We start from the raw sequence: 18,547 nt of genomic DNA on the forward strand, positions 1-18,547 counted from the left end.
GACGTTTATAACCCAACAAGGAAAATGCATCTACCACTTCAGTGATATAGTTACTGTTTCTTTTTTATTTAAATTAAAGGGTAAACAACAAAGTTATCTCGAATTCAAGTCTTCTGTTAAAGGGGGCAATAGCTGAAGATTGTATAGTTGATCTTCAGCTTTTTCTTCTATTCAAGAAAAAAGGGCAGGATAGTTGAAGACTCAGATTCGAGAAAAAATAGTTTCTTTCCATATTGTTATCTTGAAATCGAGTCTTCAAGTAACGGGGGCAATTGCTAAATAAAGTTGCTTCTGTTTAAAGATTAATAATGTCCTCGCAACCTAGGGGCTGCTCCAGTAAGTCTTTTACAGACTTATGGGACAGCCCCGTTTTCTTTCCTTTATTTCATTTAATTTTGTTCGCTTCAGTAAGATAATTTCAGCTGGTCTTCAAGGCGGTCCAAGTTCTGTTCGTTCGCTTTGATGACAAAACTCTTTACTTTATTGCATTCATCAGGCGTATCGAAGAGCATATGCCAGGTGAGCTTGGTTTGCCCATCCAGTTCGGATAAGGTAATTGTCAGTAGAAACTCGTGATCCGGTTCCAGATGACGAAGGGCGAGTTTTTCAGATTCAACGACCTCTAAAAAGACACTCTTATTTTCATAGTCGATGCCCTCGGGACCATGCATGACGTAGTGCCAATGGCCGCCAGGCTTCATATCGAATTCGAAGAACGTGTTCGAAAACCCTTTCGGTCCCCACCATTTTTTCAGTTTATCCGGATTGCTGAATGCTTTAAAAATGTGTTCTCGAGAGGCATGGAAGATGCGTGAGTTGACGATCTCGCGGTCTGAAATTTTCTCAGATGGATTATTATTTGTCGCATCGTTAAAAGCCATTTGAAAATCCTCCTCCTTTGTATGTTAATTAGTTTCACGTTCACTCCGTAGTACTTCTCCCAACTTGTCCAAGATAATTTTCGTTCCGTGTTCGCGCTGGGAGGAAGTATCGTGGCCGTCGAGAAAGGCTCCTTGCTCGGTATAGACGAGTTGAGTCCCGGTTTCCGTATGGTGGAACTCTACCGTCGTCACTGATACAGATATTCGTGTTTTACCGAGGTCCATGGTATAGGAATAGACGATACGTTCATCAGGAACGATTTCCTGATAGAGAGCTTCAAAAGTGAAGATGGGGCCGTCTTGTGGCCCCCCTCTATTGCTCTCTTTCCCGCCAACTCGAAAGTCGAACTCATCAGCTTTTGGAAACCATTGGGCTTTCGTTTCGGGAGCTGACCAGGCAGCAAATACTTTATCCGGTGAAACATCATAGATCCTCTCAATAACAAACGTGTCATGGGTTGCAAATCGTTTGCTCATCATTCATTCCTCCTTCGGAATAACATTAAGGCTGGTTCTCGAAAAAGGCACCAAGCTTGTCGAGGTGGTGCTCCATGCTTTTTTGTTGTTCGTTAAAATATTTTTCATGACTCTGTTTCATCATGTCTAATAATTTTGTGAAATCCTCCACAGTCAAGGGTTCTTCCATTTTCATCAGGTTTGATACATTTTGTAATTCTTTTAACAGCTTCTGTTGAATTCTTATTTTTTCTTTTAGTCGATCTATCTGAAGGGATACGATTTCGGCTGGATTGTAATCTTCCTCCGAAAGAATAGATTTAATTTCAACAAGGGATAAACCAAGATCTTTTAATGCTAAAATTTGTTGTAGGCGGGAAATATCAGATTTATTATACAACCTGTATCCTGCATCCGAATATTCAGATGGAGAGTATAAACCAATTTGATCATAATATCTTAAGGTTCGAATGGTTAAGCCTGTTAACTTAGCAAGGTCGCCTATTTTCCAATATGTTCTTCCTGCAATAATCATCCCCTCATTTCGCGCGAGTTTTTAACCGGTGACTTTACTATATACCGTTACGTCACGTAAGGGTCAAGGTTAAGAAAAAATATATTCTAAATTATTTCCTATGAGTGGGACGAGCTAATCGGGTCTAAGATAGGAGAAAAGTGCATCCCAGATACCAATGGTATAATCAAACAATTAAGCCTTAACAGTTATAAAGTTGGTGTCCCATGAGGAGTCGCTCCTTGCTTTACCGGTTTACTTTATACCAAATTTCTACCTGCTGTTTGGTTTCAATCGTTCGCAGTTTTTTTAAGTAAATTTCAAGATCTTCCAAATGCTCGAATAGTCGCAGTCCCTTGCCGAGTAAAATAGGTGCGATTGTTATTTGAAGTTCATCTGCCAAGTTAGCTTTAAGTAATTGCCGGCCGACATTTGCACCCATCACCGCAACATCCTTATCCTTAGCAGCGATCTTGGCTTGTTTTATTGCACTTTCAATCCCATCGGTCACAAAGGTAATAGTCAATTCGTCGTTTTCCTTGGGATGCTTAGCTGGCGGTTTTTCTGTCAACACAAACAAAGGTACCTGGAATTCGTATGAATCAGCATACGAATCAGTATCGTCAGCCTCCTCAAAGGTATTGCGTCCCATAACCACAGCCCCGGTATTTTTCAACATCGCCGCTAATTCTTCATTTGGTTCGAAGCTGGCAAAGAGTTTATCAAATTCGCCTTTTCTATCGTTGACGAATCCATCGATCGATAAAGTCATGCCTAGATATACTTTTGACATATTTACTTATCCTTTCGTTACACATTCTCTATAAGCTAGCAAGCTCGCCAATGTTCAAACAATTTTCTGCAATAATCATCCCATCTGCGCGTTTTTTCTACCGGTGACTTTACTATATACCGTTACGTCACGGAAGAGTCAAGCTTCTCAAGGGAAAGTTTTAGCTTCATATAATTGTTTAGATACCTAGACTAGTAAGTATTTATTGCTGTTTATGTTACGTGAGATGGTTGAATAATTACAAAAGAACTTCAGTTATACTAGAGTAAGAGCGATTGATTTTATGATAATGCTTCAATCTATATTATTAATATGATTTTTCCCATCTTTTTTGCCAAAAGTTTATAATAAAATTATAATCGCAAAGGATGGGATGTTTTACTATGCAAAAGAAGATATTACTTGTTGAAGATGACAAGGAAATAAATGAACTTGTTACAAGTCATTTAGAACAGGAAAACTTCACAGTGGTTAACGCTTTTGACGGAGAAGAGGCAATTCAGTTATTTGAAAATAACTCAATTGACCTTGTATTGCTTGATATAATGCTTCCGAAGTTAAATGGCATGGAGTTTTTGAAGAGAATTAGAGAGTCAAGCTTTGTGCCGATACTTATCATCTCAGCAAAAGAAAGTGATGTTGATAAAACGTTAGGTCTAGGACTCGGAGCGGATGACTATATTAGCAAACCCTTTTCCGTTATCGAATTGACAGCAAGGGTTCATGCTGCAATTCGAAGGGCTACACAGTATCTTGCTGAAACGGAATATGCTTCACCAAGTATTGTTCGGTTCAAAACACTGACACTAGAAATGGATACTTTTTCTGCACAAATAAACTCGAAAAATATACAGCTTACATCGAAAGAGTTTCATATTTTAAAGCTTTTCATGACCAACCAAAGCCGAGTCTTTACAAAAGAGCAAATCTATCAGTTGATTTGGGGAGATGATTACTTTGGCAATGAAAATGTGATCAATGTCCATATTCGAAGGCTCCGTGAAAAGATTGAAGAGGACCCGTCCAATCCATATTATATAAGAACGGTTTGGGGAATTGGCTACAAATTAGGGGAGTAAGGTATGGAATTAATACTTTTAGTGATTGTCATTGTTTTACTGTTTGTCGTAGGTGCACAACATTTATCAATGCGAAAAACCAATGGTGAACTCAATCAAATGAGTGACAAATTAGCTGAAATTATAGAAAAGGAAACTGCTGAGAAAGTGTTCCTGCAAACGAATAATCAATCCATCCAGCAAATACTTATCCAAATTAATCGTCTGTTAGGCTATAACCAGAAAGTCGCTGCCGATTACGCTAAAACGAAAGAAAGTTTAAGAAAAATGCTCTCCAATATGTCTCACGATTTGAAGACGCCTCTGACCGTTATTCTTGGGTATGTTGAGAAATTAAAACAACAGGACAAAATGTTAGAAGAAGAGCAAACTAAGGTATTGGATCGCCTTCATGAAAAAACAATAAGTGTCATTGGTTTAATGAACCAATTTTTTGACCTTGTTAAACTGGAGTCACATGATGTTGATTTATCATTTAGCCGGTTATCCATAAACGAAATATGCCGCAAGAATGTATTGGAATTTTATCATTTATTGCAATCAAAAGGTCTTCATGTAGAGGTAGATATTCCAGAGCAGAATTATTTCATTCTTGGTAATGAGAATGCGTTAAATCGGATTTTGAGCAACTTGATTTCTAATGCAATTCATTATGGCAGTGACGGAGGCGTATTTGGATTAACCATTCGGCAAGATGGCGAAAATATCGCCATTGATATTTGGGACCGCGGCAAAGGCATTGCTGAGCCCCATCTTGATTACGTATTTGATAGGCTTTATACGTTGGATGATGCAAGAAATCCTCAGTTTCAAGGAAGCGGTCTTGGCTTAAGCATAACCAAACGCTTAATTGAGGTGATGAATGGTGAAATTCGACTGCAGAGCGAACCATATGAAAAAACAGTGTTCACATGTGTTTTTAAAAGAAATACGTTTTAAAAATTTTTTCGTATGAGGTGTTCTTCAGGAACGGCCTCTTTTTTATTTCAAACATAATTAAGAAATTTGTAAGGAACGAGAAAGAAAAATGATATCTTCATTAATTATGATAGATACAAAGGGGGTTGAATCGTGGGATATGTCGTTCAAACGAACAACTTAACGAAAAAAGTTAAAGGGAGAGAACTTGTTTCTGAAATAAATATTCACATAGAAAAGGGAGAAATTTACGGTTTTCTTGGCCGGAATGGTGCTGGTAAAACAACGATTATGAAAATGCTCACAGGATTAACGAGGCCATCAACGGGAGAAATTCTGTTATTTGGTCAGAGGCTTACTGAAAAAGCAAAATCCGTACTAGTCAGAGTTGGAAGCATTATCGAATATCCGGTCTTTTTTGAGCATTTAACCGCAATGGAGAACCTGAAGTTACATTGTGAGTATTTAGGATTTTATGACGAACATGACATGAAACAAGCGTTACAATTGGTGAATTTAAAAGGGATTGAAGACAAAATTGTGAAGGATTTTTCGCTTGGGATGAAGCAACGGTTAGGGATTGCGAGAGCACTTATCACAAAGCCTGAACTGATCGTATTAGATGAGCCGACAAATGGACTGGACCCAATCGGAATTAAAGATATGCGTAATTTAATTCGGATGCTGAATATGGAATATGGGATGACGTTTCTTCTTTCTAGCCACATATTAGGAGAATTGGAGCAAATTGTTGACAGAGTTGGTATCATTCATCATGGGAAATTATTAAATGAGATTACTCTTGCTGATATTCGAAAAGAACGTTCCGATTATATCGAGCTTGTGGTGACAGACGTGAAGCGAGCCGTTTGTTTATTGGAAAACGAGCTCCACATTTCAAATATGAAAATAATTCAAGATCGTAAAATTCGCATATATGATATAAGGCATACCCAAAGCGACATTTCGAAAACGCTTATTCTTCATAATATCGGAATTGAAGAAATACAGAAACATTCTTACTCATTAGAAGACTACTTTTATCAACAAATTAATGGGGGTGATGTCGATAATTAAATTAATGCGATTAGAGTGGAAAAAACTAAAACAAAAATCGGTAATAGGTGAAGTGGTTATCTATCCACTCATAATAATGTTTTTGCCCGTGTTTTTTATAGAAATTGTCAGTCCTGAGTTTGGTCAGAGTTATGCGGAGGTAATTGATTTGAACATGTCGATTCAAATGGGGTATACCTTATTTGGAGCCTCCTTAATCAATCAGGTTTTTATTGACGAATACAAAAACAGAACCATCTCTCTATCTTTTAGGTACCCAATAAGCAGGCAAAAACTATTTGGGGCGAAAATACTATTTATCGCTACGTTTGTGTTTCTCCTCATTATAGTTACTTATTTATTAACAGGTTTTGTCACTTATTTAGTTGACCAAGTGCATCCTATTATAAATGGCGCTCCGACTCGTACAGATTTTACTAAGTTTTTTAGTCAGATGATTCTTCATTCATTAATGATTACTTTGATTAGTTTTATACCGCTTTTTTATTTTGGAATTTGGAAACGAGCGACAGTCCCAACTGTGATTTGCGCGATTGTCGTGATGCAGTCGCCATTTCTCTCATCAATAATTAACCTTCCTTTTAATCTAGTCCTTGCAGTTTTGTGTGTGTTAGGAAGTATCAGTATTTTTCTTTCGATTATTACGGTGGAGAAAATAGGAGAGAGCTGAAATTGTTCTATATTTATATTCATATTGAATGGAGGGATTATTTTGATTACTTCATTTGTGCTACAGGGTATTCTCAGTGTATTATTTTTAAGTCTCGGCATACAGAAAATAGTGGGTTATCAGCTGCAGGTTGACATTTTCAAGAACCTTAACCTTCCCCAATGGTTTCGGGTTGTAACTGGCTGGATACAGTTAGTTGGTGTGGTGGGGTTGATTATTGGCTTTTGGCTGCCATGGGTTGTGGTCATAGCAGGATTATGGTTTGCCGTTACCATGCTGGTTGCGGTGTTCGCGCATATCAGAGTAAAAGATCCGTTCAAGGAATCCGTGCCAGCGCTCGTATTGTTGGTCATTTCCATCATCTTAAGTACAATGAATTTTTCTGAATTACAGAGTATTCTCTCATAAAATGTGAAAATCTCATGAACTATCTTTATGACTGGTTTATAAAATGTCCACTGAAATCTATAAGGCTCTCAAGAGTTCATAATCTTTTGAGAGGCTCTTTTTTTTATGTGGACACAGCTACTTTGGATTGAAAGAATGTTTTCCATGTGAGACCCTTAATAAAATTATCTCTACCAATCAATGAAGAGATACTTCACCGGTCTTGCCGTTAGGCTAGGATTAATTTTGCCTCTTATCTCTCTTTTTATCTCTGAGGTTTTTATATTATGGTTTGCGTACGTTTCCTCAATTTGCTGGTAGTACCCCTTACATAGTACAGATGAAAACGCTAATAATCGTCACAAAAAAAAGACAACCGCAACAACCTGCGATCGCCTACTTCGATCTGTTTTTTCTCTTTTCAATTGCCTTTTTGATCATCGGTACACCTTTTTCTTTAACTGCTTTTTTTACTTTGGGATTATTCAGCAGTTTTGCAACCTTCGTCAATTTTGACATGGTTCGTACCTCCTATTTGTCATCATAAGACAAACAAAAATGATTCATTTTTTTATTATATCTTATTACCTGTCCGATATAAAATACTTCCCCTTTTAACATTGGTGATTTATACTCGGTTTTGCCTGTTACCACGTAATCTCAGCTCATCTTATTTCAATCTTCCGTAGAAGGTCTGGAATGAATCCACTCAGCGATATCGTTGATCACATAATCAGGAATATTTGCTGGTACTAAATATTCATAAGGCGTACTCATTTCCCCTTCACCCTCGGTAAAGAAATGATTCAGCTTAGGGTAAAGCTGGAATTCTACATCATTCCGATGAGACAGCTCTTCCTGCCAGATAGGAATTTCACTATCTGCCATTACCTGATAATCCCGCTCACCTTGTATAATTAAAAGAGGTTCTGATTGGTCCTTTGCCATTTCGGCTGCTCGAATATCATTTATAGAATCCCAAAACACCGGTTGCCCCAGCTGGAATCCTTCTGGAGGGTTATCCCCTGAGAAATTGGGGTCATTTAACATAGAGAATTGTTCCTTATAAAAATTATACTCAGGTTGAGCGAGTTGACCGATAGAAAATAGATAGTCAAATTGATCCAGCACGACATCCTGTATCGTACGTGCAGGTCCACCCATTACGACAGCACCAGCAATAGTGTCGTGTGTATCCTTATCCAGCATTTGAGGAACCATCATCCCGCCCTGGCTATGGCCAAGAATAAAAATCTGGCCATCATCGATTTTCTTCTCTTTTTTTAAAGTTTGCACTGCTGCAAGCGCATCGTCCGTCGTTTCTTTTTCCACGGTATGATTCGGGTCTGCCATTGTTTTGGCTGCATGTTCAAATGTGCGTTTGTTGTAACGTAAAACTGCAATTCCTTCAGATGCGAGTCCATGGGCTAAATCTCGGAATGGTTTTAGAGCATATGCAGTTTCATCCTTATCACTTGCTCCTGACCCCTGGACTAGTACGATAACCGGGAACCGGCCCTTACCTTCTGGAATCGAAAGGGTGCCAGGTAATGCAAAATCTCCTTTCCCAACCACGACATCTTTTTCAGTATAGGAATCGGGATTACCGTATGCAGGAAGCTCAGCGAATGGCCCTGTAAACTGGTTGATGAAAAAGTCATCGACTTTCCCCGACCTCTCCATTCTCAGTATGAAAGGAAGTGAGCCGTGTTCGAATTGAAGCTCGATTTCAACATTGGTATGGACAAGGTTGGATTCTGTTAACTCGGCTGAACCAACTCCGATAAAAGGTCCTGCTATCATTTCTAATTGCTGTAAATTAGCAGTCCAATAAGTTTCCATCCATCCAGCGGAGATGGTTTTCTTTAAAGGGCGAGAAGCTGATTTAACCGCCTGCTGGTAGTTACCAGCATCAAGATCTTTCACAAAACGTACAGCATTCTGAATGAAACGCTGCTTTTGCTTCTCCTTCTTTACGACCGGACCTTTACCTGAAGCTTCGCTCTGCTTTTTTGGATTAAAACTGTTTATACCTTTTAACAGATTGGGAGATTGGGTAATTCCTGAATTAGCTGCTGGAATAAGTTTGGAAGGTAGTTCTTCAGAGGTCGAAATCTTTCCAGGGGCTTGGCCAAAAGCAGTCAAAGGGATACATAAAGAAAAGACTAACACCAGCATAAGAATCTTACTTCGCCATCGTTTTTTCACATGAATTCCTCCTATATCTTGTTATCTCTCAAATAGATATACGAGAAATGTAATAGAAGGTTTCAAAAATGCACCTAATGATTTCCCAACAGAGAAAGAATTTAAATAAGAGTTGGTAGGGGGTTTTAATGATTAATAGAGGGAAAATCTTGATTAGAACGGAGAAGGATACAAGTTAATTAGTAAACTTGATGAGGGAAAATTAGGCTATCCGACAACAACAAGCGAAACGAACAACGCACTGAAAAGATTAGTTCCAGTCCATTATACTTTACTCAAGTAACCGAAAAGATTGGAAGGTTGTAGAAATGATGTGATAACGCCCAAAACCCTCAACAGTTTCCACTTGATAGAATCGAACACTTTTTCCTCAATAAAACTTTCTAATCAGTTCCTTTTCATCACCAAAAAACGTTTACGCTGCCATCAGCGTAAACGTTTTTTGGTGATGCAGTTAAATAGCCTCCCGAGAAAAAAGTAAGTCTCTAGTAAATAATTGGATTAGTTCTCTTTAGTTGTAAAGAGAAAAAGATATCTTCCGTTCCTTTGAAGGTATAGACAAAGCGATTGAGTTCTTCATGAAAATATATAATCATATAATCGCCCTGCTGATCCACTATTTTTTTTCCGTAGGCAAGATATGGGTAATCATGTACCTGTACATTTTCATAATCACTCATCAATATAGACTCAAGAAAATTGCTTAATACACGAATGTGCTCCACATCACTCCCCCTTTTTTAATAGTAAATGCTTAATCTGATTACAAGATGAACGGATCCAATAGCACGAGGGAAAACTATATAACTGAATAATGCACAAATAATAAAGGCATGCATTACTAAGTATAGGATATCTTCCTCGAATGTCTTTTTCTTAAACATAAAGGAATAGTCCCGAAGTCTATTGTTCACCATCTGTGGAATTGAGTTGCCCCAAGAGATCGATTTAACAACATCGGGCGTGTCCGATAGCCAGTAGTTGTCGTATACGAGTGGGGTAAACTGCTTCTTTGATTTAAGAAATATCCCTGTAAGAGTAACTCCATAATAAGGGGGCAAATCCGTAACAAAGTGATTTGCTCCCTTTTAATTATCCAGTTGGCGTAACATGAATACCTACTTCTTTACCGAGGTATGAGCAGTTATAAATCCTTACATGTAAGCGAAGGAATTTTAAGTCAATTTATAGAAAGTATAGTTTGGCCTGTTTTTTTAAATAGGGAAGGGAGAGGAAGTAGGATGAATACTGGTGTAACATTTCAGGTAAGAATCTCAGAATATGAAGAAGGAATGCTTTGGTATGAAAAACTTTTTAATAGGAAGCCTGACTTTATACCGCATGAGGACTTTGCAGAATGGGAAATAACCAAAGGAGCATGGCTTCAGGTCGCTAAAGGGATACCAACAAATGGTAATGGCCCTCTTAGATTAGGAGTAAAAGATATCAAAAATGAGAGAAAACGTTTGATTGATGAGCTAAACATAGCAATAGAAGATGTAAATACTAGGGAGGGCGTTCCAGCTGCCTGGTGTACGTTTGAGGATCCTTATGGTAACAGAATTGGGTTATATCAAGACCTATAAGTATCTCGAATTTGAGTTTTCGAGAATAGGGGGCATTTCTCTAAGAAGGAGAAATGCTCTTTTTTATGGAAGTAAAGGTTGAGGAGGTAGAAACTTTGAGAAGTAATTTTATATATGCAAAAACTTCCGCTGATTGTTGAAAGAAGTTTAAGGATTGGCATGACACCTTATAAGTGAGCTATCCAGAACACATCGCAAATGAATTATGACCAAAGGGATTATCTATTAAAGTAATTAAATTGGAGGGAATAAAAAATGGATGTGAAGACACTCTTGTTACAACAATGGGCAAGCTGCTTAGATGAAGAAGACTGGTTTCCACCCCTTGAAAAAGTGCTAGAAGATATTTCATTAGAACAGGCAATTTGGAAACCAGCTGATGGGTCAATGAATTCCATTTGGGAATTAGTGTGTCATTTGCTTTTCTTTGAAAAGAGATTTCTGATGCGCTTTCTTGGTGAAACAGAAAATGAACCACACGCAGAAAATAATGATGCTACATTTCAATTACCAAATGAGACGTTAGAAAATTGGAAGGAAACAAAACAAGAATACTTTTATGTTCATCGTGAACTTGGAAAAATACTAGCAAAAGCAGACCATGACGATATGTATAGACAAATCCCAAATGAAGATTATCCATTAGTACTTGAACTGAAGAGCTTAGCAATGCACGACGCATATCATATTGGGCAAATTGTGTTCCTTAGTAAAATGCAAGGAGCTTGGCCAGAAAAACGAAGTTTTTAAAAAAGCATCATTAGCTTTACAGTTATTCAATTATAGGGGCGATTGTTCAATATGAGCAATCGCTTTTTTGCTAACGGGCCGTATTGTGGAAGGCTTGATTTTGAGATAATCTAATTAAATAAGGTGAAAATGAAATATTTTACAATATATACTTGTGAATGGTAAACATTTCACTAATTAGAGAAATTTTTAGTATTGGAAGTGTTCGATATTGATTGAAGAATTAAAGTCAAATTGTATGCAATGCTTTGGGTTATGCTGTGTAGCATTGCCTTTTGCTAAATCAGCAGACTTTCCTTTTGATAAGAAAGGAGGAGAACCTTGCAAAAACTTATGCTCGAATCACTTATGTTCTATACATGACCAATTGAAAGATAGTGGATTTAATGGGTGTATAACCTATGAATGTTTCGGTGCCGGACAGCATGTTTCCCAAGTTCTATATGAAGGAAGAAGCTGGCGAGAATGTGGTGAGCGTGCCGAAGAAATGTTTACGGTTTTTCCTATTGTCCAACAATTACATGAGATGCTTTGGTATCTTAAACAAGCTCTAAGCTTAAAAGAAACCATTCCCATTCAATCTAACCTGCTTGAGGTATATAATAAAACAGTTAAATTAACTTCAAAAACCCCTGAAGAGATATTAGAGCTTGATGTTCCAACTCACAGAATGCTTGTAAATGAACATTTAGTAGAGACAAGCAAACTATACCGAGCAGATTTCATAAATAAGCCAAGGACAATAAAATCATCAGATTATATAGGGGCTAACTTAAATGGTAAGGATCTACGCGGAGAGGACCTTAGAGGAAAACTTATGATTGCTGCTAATTTAAAACATAGTGACTTGAGAAAGGCTGATTTTATTGGAGCTGACCTTAGAGATGCAAACTTCAGTGGAGCTAATTTAAATGAAGCACTGTTTTTAACTCAGTCACAAATCAATTCTGCTAAAGGAAATGCACAGACTAAAATTCCAGAGTATCTAGTTAGGCCAATACACTGGCTGAGGTAAGTAATTAAGATTTCTCGAGGGAACTTGAACTCAAGATTCCTGTATCGGGGGCGATTGCTTAAAAGAGTGCTCGCCCTTATTACATAAGCATTTGGAGTTTTTGGGAATTTAGATTGTATAACTGACGGAGCAGGTTAGTTTAAGTAGGTCAGGGTTCTGTAGTAAAAACTATGCAAGAACATCACAGGGGAGGAATTAAATGATTAAAGGAATATATGAATTTATAAGTGAAGAACAGTTAAAAAAGTATGCAGAACTTGCTGTACGAGTTGGTGTAAATCTGCAAAAATATCAATTATTGATTATTCATAGTGATATACAAAATGCTACGTTTGCACGTCTAATTCAAACGGTAGCATACGAGGCAGGAGCTTCAAATGTATTTATAGATTGGACAGATGAAGAGTCTACCAAAGAATTTTATTTACATGCAGCAGATAGTGCCATCGATCACTTTCCTGATTGGCAGGCTGCCCGTTTTAAGGAATGGGACGATGCAGGTGCTGCTTATATACATATTATTTCTGAAAACTTAGAAGTCTTTAAGGAGGTTTCTATAGAAAGGATAAATCTTTTCCAAAAAGCTTCTCGTACCAAATTGAGTGATTATCATGCGAAAATTAGATCCCATGAGGTACGCTGGTGTCTTATAGCTGTCCCGAGCGTTGAATGGGCAACTAAAGTTTTTCCCAACCTAAGTAAAGAGGAAGCTTTACAATCATTATGGAAATTAATTTTAAAAGGATCTCGGGCAGATGGGAAAAATCCTATAAAAGATTGGGCGAGTCACAATAGAGCCTTTGAGTCTCGAAAAAAGTTCCTAAATGAGAGCCAATTTGAAGCCCTGCATTTTACAAATAGCCGCGGAACTGATTTATTAGTTGGTCTACCTAAAAATCACCTCTATATCGGTGGGGGTGTTATGGATAAAAATGGAATACCCTTCTTTCCGAACATTCCTACGGAAGAAATATTTACTGCTCCCCATAAAAATAAGGTGAATGGCAAATTGGTAGGTGCTAAGCCTCTTATCTATGGGGGAAGTGTCATCGATGAATTTTATCTAATTTTTAAAGATGGACGGATTACCGACTATTATGCCGCAAAGGGACAGGAAGTGTTACAAAATCTCATCGAAACAGACGAAGGTTCACATTATCTAGGTGAAATCGCCTTGGTCTCTAATAAATCTCCTCTTGCTCAGACAGATACTCTTTTTTACAATACATTGTTTGATGAAAATACGTCCTGTCATATTGGAATCGGAAATGCATCTCCTTCCAATATTCAAAATGGCATTGACCAATCTGAGGAAGAGTTGAAGGCAGCGGGTCTGAATACTTCACTTTTGTTAGTCAATGTGACCTTTGGTACCGAAGATATGAAAGTAGTGGGCATTAAAGAAGGTGGAACTGAAGCCCTGCTAATGAAGAATGGGGGTTTCCAATTCTAAAGCGTCTCCAACTTAAAAGCAGAGAAAACTGATTTCTGGTGGTTTATACTTAGTGCTAGTTATAGTGAAAACAAACTGGGCAGCATACCTGTAACAAATGAAGATTATGGGTTATGTTTGTGAAAGAATGTACTTAAACAAACGGGCGCGTTAGTTGAAAATCTACTTCAATATTTCGAAATCAAGTCTTCCATTAAAGGGGGCGATAGCTGTACAGCGGCTATCGCTTATTGTGCTAACAGAGCAGGTTAATTTAACAACTATTTAAATTGGTTGATTTAATATAAAGGTAATTAGGAGGGTTGTAATGAACATTAGAAATTCAGCAAAAGCAATTATTGTGAATAGTGATAGAGACAAGGTACTCCTTACAAAAAATCAAGATAAAGAAGGTTTTTTTTATCTTTGTCCTGGGGGTGGGCAAGAACATGGTGAAACACTTCATGAAGCCTTAAAAAGAGAATGTATCGAAGAGACGGGATTTCATATAGAGATTGGAGAACTCCTACACATACGAGAGTATATAGGTAAGAACCATGAATACTCAAAATTTGATTATGCTGTTCATCAAGTGGAATACTATTTTGTTTGTGACCTAAAAGACAATGAAAATAACCATATCGAGCCTATTAACCCTGATAGTCATCAAGTAGGAATAGAATGGGTACAAGTAAATGATTTGTTGGAATACAGACTTTATCCAAAAGAGATAAGGAAATATATTGTTAAACACTTTAATAAAGAAAAAGCTCCTGTTTATTTGGGAGATGTTAATTAAATCTTATTAAAGTAACGGCCCTTATATAGAAGAAACAGTAAATGGCGCTATTAAACGAGAAAACCTTATATTTGGCTAAGTGCACAAATAGCACCAACCGGATATTCTATGACAGCATAACTGCCTCGACCCACACTTTGAGGCTCAGTGAGTACTTTGCCACCAAGATTTCTACACTCTTCCAGACTTGCTGCTAGATCATTGACTCCAAAATAAACGAGCCAAACCGGGGGAAGTTCGGCAAGACTTCCAGCTCTTTGACAAATACCCGCCACTGGTTGCCCGTCGGAAGTTGTCATAAAATAGTCGGTAGAGTCTCCCCTTTTGTATTCACTATGGTCCCATCCGATGACTTTCTTGTAGAAATCACGTACTGCCTCTGATTGGTTAACGGTTACATCAGCAGAAATAATCGTACCAGGTTGGGGGTTATTTTGATCTTCATTCATTAGTAAACCTCCTCTTTATGATTCCATTTAAATTTATCACATACGTCTGCCCAGGATTTATTCTCGATTGCTAAAAATGTTTTTACTCCACAATCTGCCCCATATATGTGATATCGGCGCTAATCTTATTATACAGATAGGTAAGAGTTTTACGTTATCGCCCCCTTTTCCCCCTGTTTGCACTGTATGTGCGACTTTCACCGCATACGGCTCGCCAACTATTTCAGTTAAATTTAACCATTGGCACGTTGGACCATTATCAAAATGAAATAGAATTCATCTTGATACTGAGTCGTCAACTAAAGGGGCTTATCCTCAAAAAAGATAAGCTTCTTTCTAAAATTGAAGCTATTGAGTTAGTTTTAGTGTTTTGTAATAATTGGAATTAAGAGAATGATTATTTAAAAACTAGGGAGGATTCGATGAATTATCATAATACGTTTATTTTAATTTCTGATGATTGTGGCGTATGCGAAAGCAGGGTTCCTGAATCTAAACGAAAAAAACAAACAATAGCTGAAATCGAATACAAGCTTCTCAGTGAGAAGCCTGGTTTTTATACGCAGAAGGAATTACAATTTGAGGTTTATATGAAACACAAAGATATTCCTGAAGCTCAGCGTAATGAAGAAAGGGTGCGTTTCTTGGATAAAAGCCGTGCATGTATGAGAACTTCAGCATTACCAAAACGTTTTGGCTGGGGCATCTATTTTGATTCCAACGGTAAGGCAGAATTAGTTCCTGTGGAGTCTAAGAGGTATCAAGATCTAAAAAAAACAAAGGGTATCAAAAAGATAAAAGCAATGAAATCTAAAAAATAGTGTTAGTCATCTCCTAATTCTTCACCAAGGGAAGGCGGATTGGATGGAATACGCAGTTTCAGTTACAAATACGTCTTATACTGAAGAAATTGAAAGGTACGGACTACTCCTTTTAGAAAAACTTAACCATTTCTCACGTTCGCTGGAAGCCATAACTACTTTTGGATCTCCAAGAGGGATCATCTTCCATGATTTGAAGTCGGCTACAGAGCTTTATTCAACGATCCCTCTCCAGGCATATACTTCAAGAGACTTAATACATATAAACCCGCTGATAGATACATGGAAGGACATTTTTTTATCAACGACAAGAGGCCTTATAAACGCTGAACAGTATTACAAGAATCTTTCGTTAGAGGATATTGCTGTTATTGCAGCGCATGAGTTAACCCACCATGCTGATTTTTTTCATTCTGAGTTTGATAATTGGGATGAAGAAGAGAACATGTGGTTTGAAGAAGGGATGTGTTTTTACATTCCAAGGAAAATGATTTTATCAACGGACAAATTCAATGCAATTATGGAAGTTGAACGTAGTTTAATTGAATTACATAAGGCTGACTATGGAGAATACACGATCGATTTTTTTGGTGAATCCGGATACCGAGGTGGAAATGACCTTGTTTATTCATCTGCTTTTTATGATTACTGGAGAAGCACTCATATCGTTCACGTATTGATTGAAAAATATTGTGGAGGAGACATGGATAAGTTAATTGAATGCTATAAGGATTGGGGAGATAAATCTTCTGAGATTAACCTCCAGAAGTTCTTTATTGAGAAGTTTAAACTATCTAAGCATGAAGCAAAGGAATTATGGTTGGCTGACTAATTCGCTTACTTACCTTTGAAATATCTCGAAATCAAGTCTTTAAGTAGAGGGGGCAATTCTGAAACAAAAGAATTGTCCCCTTCTTAATGTTGTTTAAGAGGTTATGGAAGACTTGATTTCGAATTAAATTACTCTTAAACGAGCATTTATGAACGAGAAATGAGTTTTTTTGCAATAATTCCAATTATTAGCCCTGGAATAATGAATAGTATAGGCAAGAAAACAGGACCTGCTAAGTAACCAAAAATGATGATCTTTGGGGAATAGATCAATCCCACAGTTACAGAGTATGCTATAAAAACAAAAGGGAGAAATAACAAAGGAGAACATTCTCCTTCGTAAGCATCCTTTACAGCATCCCACATTGCAAAGAAGTACAGACAGGGATAAAACATAAGCCACTGGAAGTTGACCTGTTCTATAGCAGCATGCGTATTCCCATGAAAGCTTAAAATGATTAATTTATTAAATCCAGACTGAAGGTTGATGAGCATTTCTAGTAAAAGGAACAGAATTCCTTTTACATAATTTTTATTTAAGATTTGGCCAAACCCAGGTAGTGCAATTGACCATAACAAGACTTCAAACACCTTTATATTCACATTTTTTGCCCTCCTTCAATAAAGAGGAGATTTATTGAAACCATCTACTTGTTATGTCAATTTCTCTGGGATGATTTAGATAACTTATCCCTGTCCGCTGCCGTAAATGGTTCTTCAAACCAGCCATGTTCTATCATGATATTGAGTCCATCATTATTGTACTTACCAATAATAGGAATTAACTTCATTAACTCTGCTGCCAGATCGTGTCTAAACATTTGCGAAAGCGCAGTACCTAGGTTAGAGAGCGCAATGTTGCCAGCCAATGACCCATGATACATCATTAATTTATCTGAAAAAGGAGAAGAAGTGGAATCAGTAATATGTTCATCCATTAAAGTAGGTGCCGGTAGGTCTTGAGTCGTTAAATGTTGAGAGAAACTATTTATTTGTTTCCCTGAAAGTTCAGCTCCATCGCGAAAATATTTTCTGATTTTTTCCGAGGAGGCAACCTGACTGAACCCTAACATAAGTGATTTACCTAAAACATTCGTGAAAATGTTATATTGCAATTGCTTTATTTCATTTGCGGCAAGTGGACGTTCTCTACCAGTGATAAGGGAAATATAAGATTTTTTTTCAACGAAATCAACCTTTGATGCATACGGGATGTTTGGGTAGCTAGTATCTATTCCTTTGAGTAATAATAAATGCTTTCCTCTTTCATATGTTTCTGCTGAATCATTGACACATTCTCGAAAATAATGCATGATATCCTGTCGGCTTGAAGTTGAAAATGCGTTTCCATAGGTGATAATAGAAGAGGTTGACATCTGAACAATATAGAAAACCATGAACTCATCACTAAAAAGACGTGGAGCATCTTTACGAATATCTTGTTCTCCAAACCCAACTGGGACAGGAATATTTTCACTTTTAAAAATGGCTGTTATTTCCTTAATGTGTTTTTTAGAACGTGCTAATGCAAACTCCACATAATCTCTGACTTCCTCATCTTCCACAAGTTGAAGGAAGTGCTCAAACATACAACTAAACAGAGAGTCACCAAGATAATTGTTATACAAGTCTGCTAATTCAGCAGAAGTTAACTGTTTATTTTTTTGATGCTCTGAAATTTGATTTTGTAGCTCCTCATTTTTATTCATTGTTGACCTCCTCCGTAATCATATTTAAATGTAGTATTAGTTCTTCTCAGAGAATTTATTATTACTCTTTATGTTTCCATGTAGGCGTGTGGCCTCCATGTATTGCAGTGTCTAAAGTAATAAATATTAAGATTGGAGACAGATTAAAGATAAACGGTTTAAATAGTGGGAG

22 protein-coding genes are annotated in these 18,547 nt (G+C 37.3%); 12 read left to right on the plus strand and 10 right to left on the minus strand.

Annotated elements, in window-relative coordinates; genetic code table 11:
* Window positions 1–404 precede the first annotated feature (404 nt).
* The 4 genes from ACGTN9_RS11100 to ACGTN9_RS11115 form a co-directional block, all read right to left on the minus strand.
* The gene (locus tag ACGTN9_RS11100; protein WP_499592761.1) at window positions 405–881 is read right to left on the minus strand and encodes an SRPBCC family protein; all 477 of its coding nucleotides are present in this window, start codon (window positions 879–881) and stop codon (window positions 405–407) included.
* Window positions 882–905: 24 nt separating this feature from the next.
* Window positions 906–1,358 carry an SRPBCC family protein gene (locus tag ACGTN9_RS11105; RefSeq protein WP_499592763.1) on the minus strand — a complete coding sequence of 151 codons (453 nt, stop codon included), beginning with the start codon at window positions 1,356–1,358 and terminating at the stop codon, window positions 906–908.
* Window positions 1,359–1,383: 25 nt separating this feature from the next.
* Window positions 1,384–1,872 carry a MerR family transcriptional regulator gene (locus tag ACGTN9_RS11110; RefSeq protein ID WP_499592765.1) on the minus strand — a complete coding sequence of 163 codons (489 nt, stop codon included), beginning with the start codon at window positions 1,870–1,872 and terminating at the stop codon, window positions 1,384–1,386.
* Window positions 1,873–2,098: 226 nt separating this feature from the next.
* A complete protein-coding gene (locus ACGTN9_RS11115) occupies window positions 2,099–2,644 on the minus strand; it encodes a dihydrofolate reductase family protein (RefSeq protein ID WP_499592767.1) in 546 nt (181 codons plus the stop codon).
* Window positions 2,645–3,027: 383 nt separating this feature from the next.
* Between ACGTN9_RS11115 and ACGTN9_RS11120 the strand changes: the two genes are divergently transcribed.
* The 5 genes from ACGTN9_RS11120 to ACGTN9_RS11140 all read left to right on the plus strand — a co-directional run bounded on the left by ACGTN9_RS11120 (window position 3,028) and on the right by ACGTN9_RS11140 (window position 6,796).
* Window positions 3,028–3,723, plus strand: coding sequence for a response regulator transcription factor (locus tag ACGTN9_RS11120; RefSeq protein WP_499592769.1), 696 nt, complete (start codon window positions 3,028–3,030; stop codon window positions 3,721–3,723).
* 3 nt (window positions 3,724–3,726) lie between these two features.
* Window positions 3,727–4,662: a sensor histidine kinase gene (locus ACGTN9_RS11125; protein WP_499592771.1), complete on the plus strand. Its 936-nt coding sequence runs from the start codon at window positions 3,727–3,729 to the stop codon at window positions 4,660–4,662.
* Window positions 4,663–4,794: 132 nt separating this feature from the next.
* Window positions 4,795–5,718, plus strand: coding sequence for an ABC transporter ATP-binding protein (locus ACGTN9_RS11130; protein ID WP_499592773.1), 924 nt, complete (start codon window positions 4,795–4,797; stop codon window positions 5,716–5,718).
* Window positions 5,705–6,388, plus strand: coding sequence for an ABC transporter permease (locus ACGTN9_RS11135; protein ID WP_499592775.1), 684 nt, complete (start codon window positions 5,705–5,707; stop codon window positions 6,386–6,388). Before ACGTN9_RS11130 ends, ACGTN9_RS11135 begins: the two co-directional genes overlap by 14 nt.
* 42 nt (window positions 6,389–6,430) lie before the next feature.
* Window positions 6,431–6,796: a DoxX family protein gene (locus ACGTN9_RS11140; RefSeq protein ID WP_499592777.1), complete on the plus strand. Its 366-nt coding sequence runs from the start codon at window positions 6,431–6,433 to the stop codon at window positions 6,794–6,796.
* 375 nt (window positions 6,797–7,171) lie between these two features.
* On the opposite strand, the gene ACGTN9_RS11145 is transcribed toward ACGTN9_RS11140, so the two are convergent.
* The 3 genes from ACGTN9_RS11145 to ACGTN9_RS11155 form a co-directional block, all read right to left on the minus strand.
* On the minus strand, window positions 7,172–7,294 hold the full coding sequence (locus ACGTN9_RS11145) for a hypothetical protein (protein WP_499592778.1): 123 nt from the start codon (window positions 7,292–7,294) through the stop codon (window positions 7,172–7,174).
* A gap of 156 nt (window positions 7,295–7,450) precedes the next feature.
* Complete coding sequence (locus ACGTN9_RS11150; RefSeq protein WP_499593036.1) at window positions 7,451–8,989, minus strand: alpha/beta hydrolase; 1,539 nt, start codon at window positions 8,987–8,989, stop codon at window positions 7,451–7,453.
* 479 nt (window positions 8,990–9,468) lie between these two features.
* Entirely contained in the window at window positions 9,469–9,708 is a 240-nt protein-coding gene (locus ACGTN9_RS11155) for a hypothetical protein (protein WP_499592780.1), read from the minus strand.
* A 411-nt stretch (window positions 9,709–10,119) separates the two neighbouring features.
* Here ACGTN9_RS11155 and ACGTN9_RS11160 point away from each other — a divergent pair, with 411 nt between their 5' ends.
* From ACGTN9_RS11160 to ACGTN9_RS11180, 5 genes are all read left to right on the plus strand, one after another.
* Window positions 10,120–10,569, plus strand: coding sequence for a VOC family protein (locus ACGTN9_RS11160; RefSeq protein ID WP_499592782.1), 450 nt, complete (start codon window positions 10,120–10,122; stop codon window positions 10,567–10,569).
* Between the two features lie 255 nt (window positions 10,570–10,824).
* A complete protein-coding gene (locus ACGTN9_RS11165; RefSeq protein ID WP_499592784.1) occupies window positions 10,825–11,319 on the plus strand; it encodes a DinB family protein in 495 nt (164 codons plus the stop codon).
* Window positions 11,320–11,530: 211 nt separating this feature from the next.
* A complete protein-coding gene (locus ACGTN9_RS11170; RefSeq protein WP_499592785.1) occupies window positions 11,531–12,334 on the plus strand; it encodes a pentapeptide repeat-containing protein in 804 nt (267 codons plus the stop codon).
* A gap of 199 nt (window positions 12,335–12,533) precedes the next feature.
* Entirely contained in the window at window positions 12,534–13,787 is a 1,254-nt protein-coding gene (locus tag ACGTN9_RS11175) for an aminopeptidase (protein WP_499592786.1), read from the plus strand.
* 307 nt (window positions 13,788–14,094) lie between these two features.
* Window positions 14,095–14,565, plus strand: a complete 471-nt coding sequence (locus ACGTN9_RS11180; RefSeq protein WP_499592787.1) for an NUDIX domain-containing protein — start codon at window positions 14,095–14,097, stop codon at window positions 14,563–14,565.
* A 65-nt stretch (window positions 14,566–14,630) separates the two neighbouring features.
* Here ACGTN9_RS11180 and ACGTN9_RS11185 read toward each other — a convergent pair whose 3' ends face one another.
* Window positions 14,631–15,014: a VOC family protein gene (locus tag ACGTN9_RS11185; RefSeq protein ID WP_499592788.1), complete on the minus strand. Its 384-nt coding sequence runs from the start codon at window positions 15,012–15,014 to the stop codon at window positions 14,631–14,633.
* 422 nt (window positions 15,015–15,436) lie between these two features.
* On the opposite strand from ACGTN9_RS11185, the gene ACGTN9_RS11190 reads away from it, so the two are divergent.
* Together ACGTN9_RS11190 and ACGTN9_RS11195 are read left to right on the plus strand one after the other, a co-directional pair.
* Complete coding sequence (locus ACGTN9_RS11190) at window positions 15,437–15,835, plus strand: DUF6157 family protein (protein ID WP_499592789.1); 399 nt, start codon at window positions 15,437–15,439, stop codon at window positions 15,833–15,835.
* A gap of 43 nt (window positions 15,836–15,878) precedes the next feature.
* Window positions 15,879–16,667, plus strand: a complete 789-nt coding sequence (locus ACGTN9_RS11195; protein WP_499592790.1) for a hypothetical protein — start codon at window positions 15,879–15,881, stop codon at window positions 16,665–16,667.
* 146 nt (window positions 16,668–16,813) lie between these two features.
* On the opposite strand, the gene ACGTN9_RS11200 is transcribed toward ACGTN9_RS11195, so the two are convergent.
* Both ACGTN9_RS11200 and ACGTN9_RS11205 read right to left on the minus strand, forming a co-directional pair.
* Window positions 16,814–17,269: a hypothetical protein gene (locus ACGTN9_RS11200; RefSeq protein WP_499592791.1), complete on the minus strand. Its 456-nt coding sequence runs from the start codon at window positions 17,267–17,269 to the stop codon at window positions 16,814–16,816.
* 56 nt (window positions 17,270–17,325) lie between these two features.
* Complete coding sequence (locus ACGTN9_RS11205; protein WP_499592792.1) at window positions 17,326–18,375, minus strand: DUF3231 family protein; 1,050 nt, start codon at window positions 18,373–18,375, stop codon at window positions 17,326–17,328.
* Window positions 18,376–18,547 lie beyond the last annotated feature (172 nt).

The organism is Halobacillus sp. B23F22_5, from assembly GCF_043497085.1.
Taxonomy (GTDB): domain Bacteria; phylum Bacillota; class Bacilli; order Bacillales; family Halobacillaceae; genus Thalassobacillus.